Annotated in this window: 11 protein-coding genes; 2 read left to right on the forward strand and 9 right to left on the reverse strand. The window is 55.7% G+C overall.

Annotated features, from left to right (window positions below; genetic code table 11):
• Window positions 1-216: 216 nt before the first annotated feature.
• The 3 genes from LC093_RS18595 to mtgA all read right to left on the reverse strand — a co-directional run bounded on the left by LC093_RS18595 (window position 217) and on the right by mtgA (window position 3,047).
• On the reverse strand, window positions 217-1,563 hold the full coding sequence (locus tag LC093_RS18595; protein WP_226668421.1) for a C13 family peptidase: 1,347 nt from the start codon (window positions 1,561-1,563) through the stop codon (window positions 217-219).
• A 101-nt stretch (window positions 1,564-1,664) separates the two neighbouring features.
• Window positions 1,665-2,297: a CAP domain-containing protein gene (locus LC093_RS18600; RefSeq protein WP_226668425.1), complete on the reverse strand. Its 633-nt coding sequence runs from the start codon at window positions 2,295-2,297 to the stop codon at window positions 1,665-1,667.
• Window positions 2,298-2,366: 69 nt separating this feature from the next.
• Entirely contained in the window at window positions 2,367-3,047 is a 681-nt protein-coding gene (gene mtgA / locus LC093_RS18605) for a monofunctional biosynthetic peptidoglycan transglycosylase (RefSeq protein WP_226668427.1), read from the reverse strand.
• Window positions 3,048-3,243: 196 nt separating this feature from the next.
• Here mtgA and LC093_RS18610 point away from each other — a divergent pair, with 196 nt between their 5' ends.
• Window positions 3,244-4,935, forward strand: a complete 1,692-nt coding sequence (locus LC093_RS18610) for an alkaline phosphatase D family protein (RefSeq protein ID WP_226668430.1) — start codon at window positions 3,244-3,246, stop codon at window positions 4,933-4,935.
• A 246-nt stretch (window positions 4,936-5,181) separates the two neighbouring features.
• On the opposite strand, the gene LC093_RS18615 is transcribed toward LC093_RS18610, so the two are convergent.
• The 6 genes from LC093_RS18615 to LC093_RS18640 form a co-directional block, all read right to left on the reverse strand.
• A complete protein-coding gene (locus LC093_RS18615; protein ID WP_226668433.1) occupies window positions 5,182-7,431 on the reverse strand; it encodes a TonB-dependent receptor in 2,250 nt (749 codons plus the stop codon).
• A gap of 223 nt (window positions 7,432-7,654) precedes the next feature.
• Window positions 7,655-8,878: a hypothetical protein gene (locus LC093_RS18620; RefSeq protein WP_226668439.1), complete on the reverse strand. Its 1,224-nt coding sequence runs from the start codon at window positions 8,876-8,878 to the stop codon at window positions 7,655-7,657.
• Window positions 8,865-9,515, reverse strand: a complete 651-nt coding sequence (locus LC093_RS18625) for a hypothetical protein (protein WP_226668441.1) — start codon at window positions 9,513-9,515, stop codon at window positions 8,865-8,867. The genes LC093_RS18620 and LC093_RS18625 overlap by 14 nt, the downstream gene beginning before the upstream one ends.
• A 57-nt stretch (window positions 9,516-9,572) precedes the next feature.
• Complete coding sequence (locus LC093_RS18630; protein WP_226668444.1) at window positions 9,573-10,460, reverse strand: tetratricopeptide repeat protein; 888 nt, start codon at window positions 10,458-10,460, stop codon at window positions 9,573-9,575.
• Between the two features lie 368 nt (window positions 10,461-10,828).
• Window positions 10,829-11,557 (reverse strand): endonuclease/exonuclease/phosphatase family protein, encoded by a 729-nt coding sequence (locus LC093_RS18635; protein ID WP_226668446.1) that lies wholly within the window; start codon window positions 11,555-11,557, stop codon window positions 10,829-10,831.
• 329 nt (window positions 11,558-11,886) lie between these two features.
• Window positions 11,887-14,052 (reverse strand): hypothetical protein, encoded by a 2,166-nt coding sequence (locus LC093_RS18640; protein WP_226668449.1) that lies wholly within the window; start codon window positions 14,050-14,052, stop codon window positions 11,887-11,889.
• A gap of 636 nt (window positions 14,053-14,688) precedes the next feature.
• On the opposite strand from LC093_RS18640, the gene katG reads away from it, so the two are divergent.
• On the forward strand, window positions 14,689-16,863 hold the full coding sequence (katG, locus tag LC093_RS18645) for a catalase/peroxidase HPI (RefSeq protein ID WP_226668452.1): 2,175 nt from the start codon (window positions 14,689-14,691) through the stop codon (window positions 16,861-16,863).
• Window positions 16,864-16,914: the final 51 nt, after the last annotated feature.

Genomic DNA, 16,914 nt, shown 5'->3' on the forward strand with positions numbered 1-16,914 from the left:
ATCCTTTGTATATGTTCTGAGAGGGGAGAAATTTTAGGGATATTTTTAGGTCGCTTCCAGAATAAAAAAATTGTGTCAGAGTCAAATAGCTGGTTGTGTGCCCTTTGTTTATCTTTTCAATAGGGCTCACTTTCTTACTGGGGATAGCTGATATTCGGAGGTTAAATTCAGTCCGTTTTCCTATAGTGCAATGGACGCATTACCGGTGTGACGACGCTAACCTCTCCACCAACGCAAAAACTCACTCCCCACCGCCGACTGCGGCAGTGAGTAGGATGCCTCCTCAATCCCCTGTTCCTTCTCCATTTCCGTAACCCGCTGGTTTGCCGCTTTGAACCAGCCGGCAGGGTCGGCGATGCCGTTATCCAGCGCCTCGCCATACAGCGCCGCACTGAACCAGGTGCGCTCGGAATCGTCGCTGCAACCGAACGAGGTGCGGTCGGCAGCGGCGGAGGTGAAGACGGCGCGGCTGGGTGCGGCCAGTGCTTCTATCCACTGCCCGGAATAACAGGCGGATACGATCACCCACTGGTGCTGGATACGCAGTGCATCCAGCCACTGTTTGCCATCGGCAGCAGAGAGGTCGTTGAGAGGCAGCTTCTGGTCGGCGAAATACAGATTGCCATCGGCGTCACCGTGGCTGACAAAGTGCACCAGCAGCAGGTCTTCGTTCGGGTCCATCACCGCGTCCAGTGCTAGCAGGCTTTTCTCGACGCTGGTGCGGGTGGCGAGAGGGCGATTGTCACTGCCGTTACTGAGGTGGATCTGGTGGCGCTTGAGGTCGAATACCGAACCGAGTCTTTCCGCCACCCAGTTCACTTCCCTGGCAAAGACACCTTCGGTGCCGTCACCACCCACGGCCAGCAGATACACATCGCGCACGCCGGGGCGTTGCGGTGCGAGTGCACTTAGCGCGGTTTGCAGGCGTTCGCTTTCGCTATAGAGACGCGCTTCCACGGCGGCCATCTGGTGTATATCGTCTTCCTGCCAGGCGTTCTTACTGGCGTAATAGCGCCCCTCGAAGAAGTAGCCGGGTTCCTCCAGCAATTCGCCAGTTGCGGTTTTGCTGATGCGGACACCGTCACCGCTGGGCTCGCCATATTCGAAGGTGGCGCGAACAATGGTCCCGTCCGGGTAGGTCAGCTGCCCCTGGCCCTGGGCCACAAAATCCTGGATCTCGCCCTCATAGGTACCGAACTCTTGCCAGAAGATGGTGCCCCTGGAGAGGTTGCCCTGATCAAAATTCCCTTCCCAGTATGTGTCATCGCACTGGTAGCGGCCGAAACCGTGCAGTTCGCCACGGACGAGTGCACCGACGTAGGTGCAGCCATCGATAAACGTCAGGCTGCCCTTACCGCTCATCATGCCGTCCTGAAACGTGCCGCTATAGTGGCGGCCATCCGGCCAGTGCAGTTCACCGGAACCGTCCAGCAGTCCGTTTTTGACATCACCGCTATAGACCGAACCGTCTGGCAGGGTGATTTCGCTGGATGCCTGGGCCAGCGTGCCGGCAATAGCGAGGAGAGAGAAGGCGGGGAGGGCGAGGCGAAGAGCGGGCTTCATGGCGACTACCGTTTTTTGGTTGTTATGGAGAGACTACCAAAATGCGCAACCGCAGGCTGCACGCTGCGACGGGGATTTGCTGAATCTGGCTGGGCGTCATGCTAAATCCGATAGGGCACCACGCCCTGGATATTCCCGCCCGGGGCGTAATTGCAGGTCACGATGGTTTTGTATCGCCCGCTGCTGCAACGGTATACCCCACAACCTACTGCACGCGGCACTTTTTTGCCGTGCTGGATTGTGTCGATGGTGTTCCAGATCAGCTGGCTGTAGTGGCCGGTTTTCATGACCTTGAACGGCTGGTAGCGGTAGTCTCTGGCTTCTGCGGCCCAGGCGGCAACGGCCTGGGCCAGGGCATCAGAATTGGGTAGCACCTGGGTGGTGAAATAAATATTTTCCCCCACCCAGCGGTGTGCCGGGTTGCCGCCATGGGCGATATAGTGCTCGCGACGCTGGCTGTTGTGCCCGCGCCGTGTATTGCACAGCGCGGCCGACCAGTTGTAGGCGGTGCGGGCCAGTGCCTGGTCGTAAACCAGCATGGCCACGGGCGGATTGGGTTTGGGGCTGTTGGGCAGGCGGCCGGCATTCAGCTCTTTGCGGACCTGGTTGTGCAACTCCAGCGCGCGGCAGTGATCGGTCGCGCCGCACTCGTCGAGCACCGCGGTATGCCCGGCAGGCACCGCAAGCACCAGTGCAATCCACAGGGTCAATCCAGTCAGGCCGGTCTTGTGCACAGTAATCCCCCGCCGCGGGTATCCGCCCATTGTATTGCCGTGAACCGGCGGATCCACGCACAGGGCGATTTACAGGGATTTGAGATAGCCAGTGCCGCCCAGCTGCTTTACCTGCTGGTTGATCGCCGCCGCCCGCTCCTGCACATACTCGGAGGGACGGCGCGCCGACATACGTTTGGGGCTCGGCAGCACTGCCGCCAGTAAACCTGCCTGCCAGCGGCTGAGCCGCTGGGCGTTGGTGCCGAAACTGTACTTGGCTGCCGCTTCCGCGCCATATACGCCCTCGCCAAATTCGGCAATGTTCAGGTAAACCTCAAGGATCCGCTCCTTGGACCACAGCAGCTCAATCAGTAGGGTGAACCAGGCTTCCAGCCCCTTGCGCACGTAGCTGCGCCCATTCCACAGGAACAGGTTTTTCGCGGTCTGCTGGCTGATGGTGCTGGCACCGCGAGTGCGCTTGCGCGATTCGCTCAGGGCCTTCTGCAACGACGCAAAATCAAATCCGTGGTGATGGGGAAACTTCTGGTCTTCCGCCGCGATTACGGCCATCTGCAGGTTGGGGGAAATCTTCGTCAGCGGTTTCCAGGTGTGCAGCGCCACGCGTCCACTCTCGCGCTGCCACTGTTGGATCACCATGGAAGAGGGCGGGTCGATCCAACGCAGCGCCAGCACCGGCACTGCGGTTATCAGCAGGAACGTGACGGCGAGCCACATTACGGGTTTAAACAGTCGCTTTGCTCGGCGGGTCATTGGCGGCCTTACGGGTGCTGGCGAGTGGGTTTGGGTACTGGTGTACTGTGATAGGTTCAGCGTCCTGGGGTTCCACACCTTTGGCACATATTCACAGCGGCGCCATTGTGCCAGTGTGACCCAATGGCTGTTCGCAGTCCTGTCACAACTCTTCCCTAGGCTGGGCGGTTTAGTGATAACAACAAGGAATTCGAGCGTGACCCAATTTACCCGACGTAATTTTATCCAGGTGGCACTTGCGGCTACCGGGAGCGTGGCCGTCTCCACACCACTGCAGGCCATGACCAGGCCGCAATTGCCCTCAGATGTGGTATTCGAGCACGGCGTGGCCAGTGGCGACCCGCAGCAGGACGCGGTGATCCTGTGGACGCGCGCAACACCGGCAGCGGGCACTGAGCCCGCCGGGCCGACGCGGGTGACCTGGGAGCTGTCCAGCGATCCCGAGTTCAGCGAGATCGTCCGCCGTGGTGGCGTGGAAACCGATCTCGCGCGGGATTACACCGTCAAGGTCGACGTGCAGGGCCTGCAGCCAAACACCCGTTATTACTATCGTTTTATCGGTGCCAGTGAACAGAGCCCGCTAGGGCGCACCAAGACATTGCCGGAGGCCGGCATAGAACAGCTGAAGCTTGCAGTATTCTCCTGCTCCAATTATCCGGCTGGCCACTTCAATGCATACCAGCTGGCGGCCGACAGGGACGACTGGGATGCGGTGCTGCACCTCGGCGATTACATCTACGAATATGGTGCCGGTGGCTACGCCACCGCGCGCGCCGCAGAAATCGGTCGCGCGTTGCCAGAAGACAACAGTGGCGAACTCCTCACCCTTACCGATTACCGCAAGCGCTACGCGCTCTACCGCACGGATAAAGGATTGCAGGCGCTGCACGCTGCCGCGCCTTTTATTGCCGTGTGGGATGACCACGAGATCAGCAACGATACCTGGAAGGCGGGGGCAGAAAACCACAGCCAAGATGAGGGCGACTTTTTTGCCCGCCGCGCTGCCGCCGTGCAGGCGTATTACGAGTGGCTGCCGATACGCCCGCCCATGGGGGAGCGCAATCCGCAGATCTACCGCCGCTTCAGTTTCGGCGACCTGCTGGACCTGCATATGCTGGATACCCGGGTGATCGGGCGTGACAAGCAGGTCGATTTCCAGGGCTATATGGATAGTCAAGGCAACTTCGACGGTCGCGCCTTTACTGCCGCCCTGGCAGACCCCACCCGTTCGCTACTCGGTAAACCCCAATTGCAGTGGCTACAGGAGTCCCTCAGCGCATCTACCGGTTACTGGCAATTACTGGGTCAGCAGGTGTTGATGGGCAAGATGCTTCTGCCAACAGAAATGATGACCAGCTTTCATCGCGGCGGGAGCGAAGATCGCACCGCAGAACTGATCGCCCTCAAGGCGGCCAGCCTGCAGGGCAAGCCGATCACTGACGAACAGCGCGCACGCCTGGAACAGGTAGTGCCCTACAACCTCGATGCCTGGGATGGCTATGCGGTAGAGCGCGAAGCCGTGTACGAACTGGTAAAAGGCCTGGGCAAAAACCTGGTGGTGGTAGCGGGGGATACCCATAACGCCTGGTACTCCCACCTGCACGACGCCAGGGGAGACATGGTGGGCGTGGAGTTCGCAACGCCCAGTGTGACTTCGCCGGGTATGGAAACCTATCTGAAGCTGAGTGGGAAGGCCGCGGCAGAGCTGGCCACAGGGATGTCGGTACTGGTGGACGAGTTGCAATACTGCAACCTGCACCAGCGCGGTTATATGGCGCTGACTTTCCGTCGCGATGCGGTGGAAGTAGAGTGGAATTATGTGGATAACATCGATAGCCCCGAGTTTGTCGCTGTGGATAGCCACCGCGTTGTGCATCGCCCGGTGTGAATAGGTCGCGTGACTTGGGATGTGGTTGGAGAGTGACGCAATTTCGACCGCGACCAGCAGAGCGGCGCGGTTACTGGCCTGCGTCGGGATATCCAGTAGATATACACAGGTCTGTCCCGAGAAGCTGTGGGCAAACAACATGTGGATAATTCGTTTTTGCCCGATCGGGTTTGGTCGCCTGTGAATAAGTAAGCCAGCGCAGGAATGCGCTGGCTTACAGTTGCTGGGCTCTCTAGTAGCGCGTGATCAGAACGCCCCGAAGCGCTTGCTGAACTCCAGGCTCACCGTGCGCGGCGCACCCTGGATATAGGTGGGATAGCCGAAGGAAGAACCGGTGTTGCCCGCGTCCATGATGTACTCCTCGTCCAGCAGGTTGCTGGCCGCCAGCGTCAGCGCCCAGTTGCGGTCGCTGGCGGCAATACCGGCGCGCAGGTTAAGCAGGTCCACGGCGTCTTCTTCAAACTGGTTGGCGATGTCGAAGTACACCGATGAGCGGTAACTCCAGCTGCCGCTGCTGGTGAACAGCAGGCTGTTGCTGATCGGTGTTTCGTAGATATAGCTGAGGGCACCGGTCAGCTCCGGTTGTAGGCGGAACTGGTTGCCGGCGTAGGTGCCGTTACTGGAATCGTCGTCGATACCGGCATCGATGTACGCCATGTTCGCCAGCAATTGCAGGCTGTCGGTCGCACTCCAGCGCAGTTCCGCTTCCACGCCGGTATTGGTTGCCGATCCCGCGTTCTCGGTGCGGGTCTGGCCGGTATCCTGGTCCACCACATTGACCTGGAAGTTATCGTAGTTCTGGTAAAAGGCCGCTACCGCGTAATCCAGAGGCGTGCCGGCAAGGCGGCCCTTGATACCCAGCTCGTAGTTATCAACCTCTTCCGCCGGGATCAGGCTCTCGATGCCGGACGACATGTCGATCACTTCCGAGCGCTCACCCTTGGAGATGGTGCCGTAAAGGTTCACGCTGTCGTTCAGGGTATACAGCAGGTTGAAGCGCGGCAGCACCGCGGAGTTGTCGGCATCCCCGCGGATGATGTCACCTTCGGCATTGAGTGCCAGGCCGAAGAACAGGTCGGTCATCAGGCCCTGGGAAGCCAGGATCTGGGAGAAGGGCAGCTTGCTGGTGTAGCTGGATTCACGCTCCTCGCGCACCAGCCGGGCGCCCATGGTGGCTTCCAGTTGCGGGGTCACCTGGTAGGAAACATCGGCAAACAGGTTCAGGCTGCTGTTGTCCGCGCCGTTCGCGTAATAGCTCTCGTAGGGGAGTGTCGCGAGCTGGCCGCCGGTCAGCAGCGCTGTAGTGTCTGCGTTACAGCCGGTAATGCCGACTGCGGCGAGTGCGCCGGCGCAGCTTAGGAAGGTGCCTTCCTCACTGGCGAAGCCCACAAACTGGTCCGCGTTCTCCTCGAAATAACTCGCACCCGCGAAGCCATTGATGCGCTCACCACTGAAATTCAGGCGCAGCTCGTGACTGGACTGGTCGCCGGTGGCCAGCTCGGAAAAGTTCAGCATCTCGAAACCGGTGCCGTCCGCATCGAAGGCCTCGAGGGAATCGTGCTTGCGCTGCGCACCGATATAGGTGAGCGACAGGTCGTCGCCCAGTTCCCAGCTCACGGTCGCATTGAAGTCCTTCACCGTGCGTTCGACACCGATATCGTTCATGCCCAACACGTTATTGTCTGGCACGCTCAGCGCGGCGTTGTCGGTGAACAGCACGGACTGATTCACGAAAGCCGTGCCCGGGTCGGTGGCCTTATCGTAGTTGTAGATGAGATCAATAGTGAGGTCATCGCTGGGGGTGATACGCAAGCTGGGGCGGATAGCCTCGCGCTCGTAGCCATTCAGGTCGGCCTCACCGCTGGTGTTTTCCACATAGCCCGCACGCTCGCGGGTCACGAACGCCAGGCGGCCCTGCACGGTTTCGCCACCGCCGGTCACCATGCCTTCGAGCTTGCGCATATCGTAATCGCCGGCACCCACAGTAAGCGAAGAGGCAAATTCCGGCTGTGGTTTGGCGGTGATAAAGCTCATCGCACCGATGGATGCGGCGGTACCGAACAGGGTCGCCTGCGGGCCTTTTACTACTTCGATACGCTCCATGTCGTATACCTCGAAGTAGGAAGTGCGCGAGCGGGAAACATCGGTGCCGTTCAGGTACACCGAAACCCGCGCAGCACCGGGGGCGCTACCATCGTCGGAGGTGATACCGCGGATTACATAGCCGTTGTTGTTCACGCTCTGCTGCTGCACAACAAGCCCCGGTACCAGATCAGACAGACTGTCGAAGCGGTCGATACCCAGTTCATTCAGGGTATCGCCATCCAGGCTACTGACGGTCAGTGGTACATCCTGGATTGCCTGTGCGCGCTTCTGCGCAGTGACGACCACCTCCTCCAGCTGCGCGTTCTGTTGAGCATGGGCCTGCGCGGCGATGGTCGAGATTACACAGGCCAGGGTGGCGAGGGGGAAATTCCGTTTATTAATCCGGTTCATGAAAGCTCCAGCGTTTACCCTTAGAAGATTTACGCGCTGGATACTAGTTACTGATTGATACGCTCGTGTGACCAAAACGTGACAAATCGTATTCCTTTGAGGGGAAACACAAAAAAGTACGAACTTAGCGCTGCAAGACGAACGAATAATCAATTTGCACCTGGGGTGCAGCATCACCGAAGTTTGGTGTATTTAATTTGAACCGATCTGAACGGTGATACTCCTAATCTGAGCGGGCGCAAATATAAGTAGCCGAACCGGCACAAAGATAGAAAACTGAACCCATCCGATTATTTTCTTTACATTCAGTCACCCGCGCATCGAGGGTGTTGAAAGCATAGGACTCTGGGTTATGCACTCTGCCGTAGCCTTTTGCTTTGCAAGATTTCTTGGCCTTTTGAAGTAGCTCGTATTCAAGCGTTTCCTCTGCGCTTTCAATGCTATGTGATTCCTTCATGAATTCATTGCCATAATCGCCAAGGCTATGACTGACATTGTCAGTGTAATCAGCAAAGATATAGTGGCAATAGCGCTGCGGGACATTTGGCTTTGGTCCCGTACTTTCCGCCTGAGCAATACACTCTTCGCTCTCAGAGACTTTTTCGGATTCAGGCTCGAGGGAGGCAGATGTGTTTTCAGGCAAGGTCTGTGAAACTTGTTGCTGTTGCTGTTGCTTTTGGAACCTGTTGACAGAGTCGCTTTCTCTGGAGCGAGCGTCATGCGCAAACCGGCGTACTGCGTGTTGATGTTCGTTCAATATTTCCTCCGCACTGGTGTTGCCGGCCATGGCTACGGTCGCAGAGTGGATACTGGAGACAGTATCGGCATCAAGTAATATATCCTTGGCGCCGCCCGCCATATTGGCTGCCGTTTTACCACCAGCTACAACGGTGGCGATACCTGCATCAACTACATGTGTCAGCGGATTGATACCACGGGTCTTACGCATGGTTTTTGCGAGTTGTTGTAGCTCTTCCTGCTGGTCGATCCCTGCAATTTGATTGATTGCGATTAGCGCCCTTTCGGCAACGTATTCAGGAAAATACTTGGCAGCCTCTTCCGGGCGGCTCAGCGCGCCGGTCTTTGAAATAATAGTGAATTTGGTAGTGCCAACTAATTCTTTTGATGGCTCCATTTCGGAAAGGATCAATATGACAGACCAGGATTTATATTGGGTGTCGATGTTGCCAAAATACGCAGCTGTTTCATTTTTATTTTCAATTTGGGCTTCTATTTCAAGCCGGTAAAGCTTGCTCTTGTCTCCAGAAAAAAGTGGTGACAGACGTTTTCGAAGTTCGCGTTTAGTCTCCCCCTTGGATGCTCGGTCCACGCCAGTGGTGGTGACTGAAATAGGCCCCAGAGATCCTGCGTAGACAGCGGGTTCGTTACCTGATGCTATGAATGGTATTGCCGCTACCATCAATATGAGTGTGTTAATAAAACGCATAATTTGCCTTTGCGTCTTTCAGGCTTTTCATGAGTAAGTCACAAAACATTTTTTCCCCAGCCAGTTTGGCCTGCTCCGCTTGTGACTGTGTCGCGGACATTTGCAATATATGTTGCACTGCTGTGTAGTCCACAGAGACTGAGCCTTCATCTTTGATATCCCTGGGCTGACCGGCCGCATAGATGTTGTAAGACAAGGTCGATTGGCCACGGTTGGACGAAGGTAAAACACCCAAAGTTAAACCAGATGCCATCACGCTGCCGATATTTGCCTCAGATTCATTGTAAACCTGCACAACGATCCAATACTCGGCATCGGCCGCGCTGGTCTGCTCGACTGGAATATCGCAATCGATATTGCCGTCTTTTTTTCGGTATGTATCGATAGTGTCTGAAAATATTGATCTGGAACTTACATCATCTACGGATGATTCGTGAACCTTAAATTTTTTTGATAGAGGTATAAAAAAGTTCTTTCGCTGACGCATAGCATCATCGTATTCATCAGGAGACATTATGCTGATGGCAGGTATTGCTCCCAATTCTTCAGGCCCGACAGGCTGGCGCTCATCTACATATACTGCGCAGCTGCTTAGCGCAATGGCCGATGCCAAGGTGATAAATATTGAACGATACATAGTTATCTCAAAGTAAAGTGCTCAGATTTGGCTGATATGAAAATTTATCGTTTCCCATCAGTTTGGATTGGCATACTGCTTGTAATAACTCTCAGCCAGGGTATTTCCATCTTCAATTTGTCGAAGGCTGAGTCTGGGCTTTAGGCTTTCAAGAACTTGCTTGGATGGCTCATGCCCCTTGACCACGGCAACGGTATACCACGCATAGGATTTAGTCAGATCTGCTTCAACGCCAAAGCCACTCTGATAAATATCACCGAGGTAGCCGCTAGCTTCAGGAAGTTGCGCAGCGGCGGGTAAAAGCAAGTTTTCCAACTCTGGATAAAGTTCAGTTTTTTTATGAAGGACGATTGCGACAGCCTGCATAGTGTTTCCGGGAAGGAATCCTGCACTTGATGCCTTCTGTCCCCACTCGAGCGCTTTTTCCAGGTCGGGAGCAAATCCTATCCCCCTGGCGTAGCGGTTTCCAATGTTATGCATGGCTTTGACACTACCGTGATTAGCAGCGGCTAAAAGGTTTTTGTTCGACTCAGTGAGTAATTCCATGTCTACCTGCTTCAATATTCCTTCTCTGAGGTCTGAGTCAATCCAGGAAGGAAAGGATTTAAAGCGTTCTGGTATGGCTTTTTGTCCCTGTGCCAATCCCGCGACATTCAGACAAGGACCCGGATTCGTTTCTCTGCATGACAGCGCAAAGCTGACTGCCTTATCGATATCCTTGCTGCCAAATAGGCCGAAAAGATACGCCTTCGCCAATCGATACTGAGCCTCAGGATTACCAGAGTTCGCAGCAGTTTCACAAGTTGGCGCTGCCAACTTGTATTGGCCTTTATCAAAAGCCTCGATACATTGCCGCTCTTGTTGGGAGCCACTGTCGGATGCGATTGCATTTATTGCTACTCCTGAGCCTAAGAGAAGTAGCAGACTTGCAATGATTCTCAGCATTGATAAATCCTTTCGTATGTTTAATTTTGTGCTGGCGTAGGCAGAATAAGCGCCATTTTCATGGTGAGTCAACCTGCGATCTCGAGGTGGCGCGGAGCGAGCCGTCTTCATCAAGCAATATCGGGAGCTATCTAAGCTAATCGTTTTAGCTCTTGGTTTTCTTGGCGCAGGTGCCCGCTTGCCCAGGAAGCAGAGGCTTTCGGCATATTTTCGTCATGCTTTACGTAGCTTAAGTGTCTAAGCTGCACGAAGCTGGTGATAGGGCCACCAGCTGTGGGCGTTGGCGTGTATGTTATTTAGGCTATCTCCCGAGTAATCATCTAGAGAGTTAGGGGCGGCCTCCGAGGCGAGTACAGAAATCGGACCGGTCAATTGAATTCAACAAAAACAGGGTAGTGGTCGGACGAAAAATCCGTTGTCTTATCAATAGCGATTTCTGCATCTTTGGAATGTTCCGCCCAGGATGCATTGGCAAAAGCAAAATCAATCCGCTCGGATTTCTTGGCCGACTCCGATCTGGAGTCTGGAGTACCATCGGTGAAGACGAGGGTGGGGAAGGAGCGTTTCTGCTCCGGACTGTGCTTGTGCACCAGGTCTATGAATCCATTCCGCTCAAACTGCTCCACCACGTCGAAGTAAACGTAATCCAGTTTAAGTATCGTATCCAGATAGGGGTTGTCCCGCGCTGAGTGGGTATTGAAATCGCCAGCTATCAGTACCTTTTCGCGATTACTCGCGAGACTCTTAGCTAGCTCAATGATGTCATTTGGCTCTTTCTCTTCCTTGGGCCAGAAATGCACCGCGAAGATATTTACCCCGTGGGTTTTCGCCTGGATATGCCCGTGGTGATAGAGCCAGAATGGCTTGGCGATCACATCGATTTCAGCGCTGGAAGTAATCCCTACCGGGAAGCCCCAGGGTTTCAATACCGAGACATATTCGTGGCCCCAGGATTTGGCAATCTCCCGCAGCTCTTTTTCGCTGATGCCGTTGAGTTCCTGGAAAGTAACGATGTCCGGCTTTTTATTGGCGATCCAGCGCTGGAACTCCGGGATTTTTTCGCCTTTGTGGAAGCCGAGCCAAACATTGTAGTTCACTGCCTTAATAGAAGTGTTGGATGATGCTTCTATCGAAAAAAAGAAAAAAATGGCAAGAAAAACGTGCGGTACTTTGTGCATGGTGGTCATGGGCCCGGTGCCAGTCGGTTTAATAGGTTTAAATCCGCTTAAAACGTGGAATGTTCTAACTCAGCACCTATCCTGGATGATTTTTTCTGAAGGATAATATCGGTGAATTGATACGGAGATATGACTATTACGTTACGGCGCAAATTTCGGTACAGCTAATCGTGCTCAGAAACAAGAAACACCCGGTGCCATTGGCACAGGGTGTTTTTGGAGATTTTCTGAAGGGCTTTACAGTTTTGTTAAAGCGTCTTGAGATATTCAATAATCGCCAGCCGCTCGTGGTCAGTCAGCACACTGTTGAACTCGTGGCCTTCGTTGCCGTGGCTGAACAGCAGGGTATTGTAGATCTTGCGATCTTCCATTTGCCGCATGGTCAGCGTCGGTGGGAAGAAAATATTCCAGGTCAAAATCAGATTGCCGAAGATATCGTCGAGAATCTCCTGGGCCAGGGGCGTTGCGTGCTTGTCGTTGGGGTCGCAGGTGCGGAAAGGTGAAACCGAGGGATTCCAGAACGAACGCCATTCGCAATCGATGGCATCGTACTTCCAGCCCATTTTCGTCGCGTCATAGGCCGTATCCAGTTTAGTGTCGTAACCCATCAGCACATTACCGTTGTTGTACCAGGGGTTGGACAGCTTGCTGTTGGACTTGCGGCGCCACAGTGGTTCGCGCTCCGAGGGCTTGAGGATTTCCCACACATTCGGGATCGAGCCATTGTGCATATACGGCGCACTCGCCCACACACCGTACAGCGGTGGCGCGAGGTAGCCCAGCTCGCGATCACCACGCAGGCGTTCCTGATTCTGCGGGCCGCAATCCTGATCCGTGCCCTTGGTGGGCGGATAGCCGAAGAAATTCACTGAGCCCGCGCGCTGCATGCCCTCGTTGTTGGTTTCCCAGCGCACAGAGTCGGTACCGATGATTTCCTGGGGCACTATGTAAGAGGCGATACCTTCCAGAACCGGGCTGGCGAGGAACTCGGGATCGTTCACGTAGCGCGGTGCATAGGCGCCGTGACAGCTGGCACAGCTGCCGTTGCCCTCCGGTTGGCGAACCGTGTTGTTGCGCTCCGGTGCCCACATATCCAGCTCGTGGAACAGCACTGCGCCTTCCTCCGCCAGCGCGGTATCAATGGTGCCGGGATACTTGGGAGACTTGAGGGTTTCGATCCAGGCGTTGATGGGTGGGCCATTGTCGCGCATGTATTTCTGGCCGGCATCACTCAGGGGACCGAGGATCTCGCCGAACAGGCCGAAGAAGGGTGTATAGAACACCTGGTCGATACGCGGCGCATCCGCCGGGAACATGCCGTCGACAAACTTCACCGGGCGGTGCCCAAGGTTCCACCACGCCGGGGTGTCCATACTGGCGGTGGAACCGGAGGTAATCAGGTCCACTGCATCACTCGCCGAATAGATTCCCTGGTCCGGGAAAATAAATGCGAGGTTCACATCGCTGGCATTATTGGTGCCGCGCGTATGGCTGAGGTTGGCCAGGGTCGCTACCGAGGCGAGATAGCCCTGGGGCAGGGCGTCGCGCAGGAACAGGTCGAGGTCCGCCAGCGGGCTGCCACCGCCCAGCGCGGCCTTACCGTCGACGGCGCCGCTGTGGCAGGCGTGGCAGGTGACACCGATACGGCCGGTCCAGGTGCCATCGGGGTAGCGCATCTGGGTGAACATCAATGGCAGCTGACCGGAACCGCCATTGGTTCGATTCGGGTTTTCCCCGAACAGAGGGTAGGGATTGCGCTTCTCCCCCAGCACCGAACCGTAGCGCTCCGCTACCAGCTGGTCGAAGTTGGCTGGTTTTGATGTGTAGCCACCCCAGGACTGCCACAGGTCGCGATACTGGTCCGGAAGCAGGGTGGAAATACCGAGTGCTGCTTCGATGGTGTAGGGGTCGGTACCAGCAAACAGGGCTCCCACGCCGGGAGAGCCGCCGGTCAGCAGGCGCTCACCCAGTTCGAAGCGCTCGCGCAGTTCCCCGCAGGTTGTGGCCGCGCCGACTTCCTGCACCGCTTCCGGGTCCACGTGGCAATTTTTGTAATAGGCATTGAAGTGCACCGCGCGTCCATCGCTGACGCCTTCCTGAATAAACGAGCGTGGATCTTCGGGAAGTTCCGTCTCGTCTGGTTTGCCATAACAGAAATCCCATACCGCCCAGCCACCGTTGCTGGTGCCGAGTAAAGCGTCAGGATCATAATCGGCAGGGCGGTTATACACGCCGTAGGGATTCGATACATACGCCGGGTCATAATAGGGGTCTTCATAGCCCGGATCGGAATCGGTATAGGCCACTGACTCCACGCATAGCAGAGTCAATATGGAAGTAAACAGCGCTGTTCGCACTCTGGGGCTAAAGCCCCGTGCGGCTAACGCCGTAAATTTATTTTTGGGTTCCAACATCGCTGTAAGCGCTCCTTGATTATCGCGTTCTGATGATCAGTTCGACTTCCGGAGCCAGGATTTTCCCTGCATCATTGGAACTGCAGGCATGGAAAGGCCTATGCATTGTGCATATTGTTCCATGCAGTAAATGAATGTTTTCTCATCCTGAGCCCGCAAAGCTGCATTTTTCGCATTCTTATCTATGCAAGGCACGGTCACAGTTCGCCTGTACGCTTTTTATTTTTGACCACGCTCGGGGAAGCTGAGGTTAAGTCCACACACGATCTTCAGTCGAAGAAACGAAGCAAGAAGTAACCGCACACGCCTTGCGAATTATTCGTATGGGTAGCAATGCGAGCTGTAAAGATAAATAGCGGTCGAAAATTTAATATCGTCCGAAAAGACGAATTTCCAAAAAATTGGCGCTGGGTCTTAACGTGAGAGTTGGAAGGATAGAAAGGACGCCAACGTAGGCAGTGAATTTATGGCAGCTGACTCTACTGCTCTTTCCCGGAATCTCTGCATAGAACGGTGTGAAGTGTTATAGAAAGACCTGCCGCTAAAGAAAGTGGATAAATCGGTATCTAGTCTCTGGCTATTGACGATGTCAGGGGGATAACGGCGCGTGCATCAACGAGCAAAAGGAAAAAGACCATGACCGGAAGTACAACCAATCCCGCCGGTAAATGTCCGGTTCTGCACGGTGGCATGACAGAAGCCAGCATGTCGATTATGGAGTGGTGGCCCAAAGCACTGAATCTCGACATCTTGCACCAGCATGATCACAAGACGAATCCGATGGGTGCGAAGTTCAACTATCGCGAAACAGTGAAAAAACTCGACTTCGCAGCGCTCAAAAAAGATCTGCACGCCCTGATGACCGACAGCCAGGAATGGTGGCCTGCAGACTGGGGCCATTACGGCGGCCTGATGATTCGCATGACCTGGCATGCCGGCGGTTCTTACCGCATCGCCGATGGCCGCGGTGGTGCGGCAACCGGCAACCAGCGCTTTGCGCCACTGAATTCCTGGCCGGATAACGGCAATCTGGACAAGGCGCGCCGCCTGCTGTGGCCAATCAAGAAGAAATACGGCAACAAGGTGAGCTGGGCAGATTTGATCGCCTATGCGGGCACTATTGCCTATGAATCCATGGGGCTGAAAACCTTTGGCTTCGGCTTTGGCCGCGAGGATATCTGGCATCCGGAAATCGATACCTACTGGGGCTCGGAGAAAGAATGGCTGGCGCCCACTGGTAGCGAGGGCAGCCGCTACTCCGGCGAACGGGACCTGGAAAATCCACTGGCCGCAGTGATGATGGGCCTGATCTATGTAAACCCGGAGGGGGTGGATGGCAGCCCGGATCCAATCAAGACCGCTCACGACGTGCGCGTGACGTTTGCACGCATGGCCATGAACGATGAAGAAACCGTCGCGCTGACCGCCGGAGGCCATACCGTGGGTAAAACCCATGGCAACGGTGATGCGGCTTTGCTGGGGCCGGAACCGGAAGGCGCCGAACTGGAAGACCAGGGCTTTGGCTGGCTCAACAAAACCAAACGGGGTGTTGGGCGCGATGCCGTCACCAGCGGCCTTGAAGGTGCCTGGACCACGCATCCGACCCAGTGGGACAACGGCTATTTCGAGATGCTGCTCAATCATGAGTGGGAGCCGAAAAAGAGCCCCGCCGGTGCCTGGCAGTGGGAACCGATCGACATCAAGGAGGAAGACAAGCCGGTCGATGTTGAAGATCCCTCAATCCGCACCACCCCAATCATGACCGACGCCGATATGGCGATGAAGATGGACCCGGAATACCGTAAGATCTCCGAACGCTTCTATAAAGATCCCGCAGCACTCGCTGACGCTTTCGCGCGCGCCTGGTTCAAGCTCACCCATCGCGACATGGGCCCGCGGGCACGCTATATCGGCCCGGATGTGCCGCAGGAAGACCTGATCTGGCAGGATCCGGTGCCCGCCGGCAGTACCAGTTATGACGTGGATGCGGTAAAGGCGAAAATCGCGTCCAGTGGGCTCAGCATTGCCGAAATGGCCGCCACCGCATGGGACAGTGCGCGAACCTTCCGCGGCTCCGATATGCGTGGCGGCGCCAACGGTGCACGCCTTCGCCTGGCTCCACAGAAGGACTGGGCCGGTAATGAACCCGAGCGCCTCGCCAAGGTACTCGCCGTGCTTGAACCCATTGCAGCAGAAAGCGGAGCAAGCGTGGCGGACGTTATCGTGCTGGCCGGTAACGTCGCCGTGGAGCAGGCTGCAAAGGCGGCGGGTTTTGACGTGACAGTCCCTTTCTCACCCGGCCGTGGGGATGCCACTGATGAAATGACCGACATCGAAGCCTTCGAAGTGCTGGAACCGATTCACGATGGCTACCGCAACTGGCTCAAGAAAGACTATGTGGTTAATCCCGAAGAGCTGATGCTCGACCGGACCCAGCTGATGGGGCTGACGGCCCCGGAAATGACCGTACTGGTTGGCGGCATGCGTGTACTCGGCACCAACCACGGCGGAAGCAAGCACGGCGTATTCACCGATCGCGAAGGCGAATTGACCAACGACTTCTTCGTGAACCTGACGGACATGGGCAATACCTGGAACCCGGCGGGTAGCAATCTCTACGAAATTCGAGATCGTAAAACGGACCAGGTCAAATGGACCGCAACACGAGTGGACCTGGTATTCGGTTCAAATTCGATTCTTCGCGCTTATGCCGAGCTTTATGCTCAGGACGACAGTAAGGAGAAATTTGTGCAGGACTTCGTCTCTGCCTGGACCAAGGTGATGAACGCGGATCGGTTTGACCTGGCCTGACACCGAACGGCCGGGGACTTCGTCCGCCTTGACAGAATAAATGCTGCACAT

It is taken from the genome of Microbulbifer aggregans, from assembly GCF_020524005.1.
GTDB classification, from domain to species: domain Bacteria; phylum Pseudomonadota; class Gammaproteobacteria; order Pseudomonadales; family Cellvibrionaceae; genus Microbulbifer; species Microbulbifer aggregans_A.

Bases quoted from the DNA above. Each gene is read 5' to 3' on its own strand.
- LC093_RS18595 (WP_226668421.1), bottom strand. From the start codon at position 1,563: ATGAAGCCCGCTCTTCGCCTCGCCCTCCCCGCCTTCTCTCTCCTCGCT.
- LC093_RS18625 (WP_226668441.1), bottom strand. From the start codon at position 9,515: ATGTATCGTTCAATATTTATCACCTTGGCATCGGCCATTGCGCTAAGC.
- mtgA (WP_226668427.1), bottom strand. From the start codon at position 3,047: ATGACCCGCCGAGCAAAGCGACTGTTTAAACCCGTAATGTGGCTCGCC.
- LC093_RS18615 (WP_226668433.1), bottom strand. From the start codon at position 7,431: ATGAACCGGATTAATAAACGGAATTTCCCCCTCGCCACCCTGGCCTGT.
- LC093_RS18630 (WP_226668444.1), bottom strand. From the start codon at position 10,460: ATGCTGAGAATCATTGCAAGTCTGCTACTTCTCTTAGGCTCAGGAGTA.
- LC093_RS18640 (WP_226668449.1), bottom strand. From the start codon at position 14,052: ATGTTGGAACCCAAAAATAAATTTACGGCGTTAGCCGCACGGGGCTTT.
- LC093_RS18620 (WP_226668439.1), bottom strand. From the start codon at position 8,878: ATGCGTTTTATTAACACACTCATATTGATGGTAGCGGCAATACCATTC.
- katG (WP_226668452.1), top strand. From the start codon at position 14,689: ATGACCGGAAGTACAACCAATCCCGCCGGTAAATGTCCGGTTCTGCAC.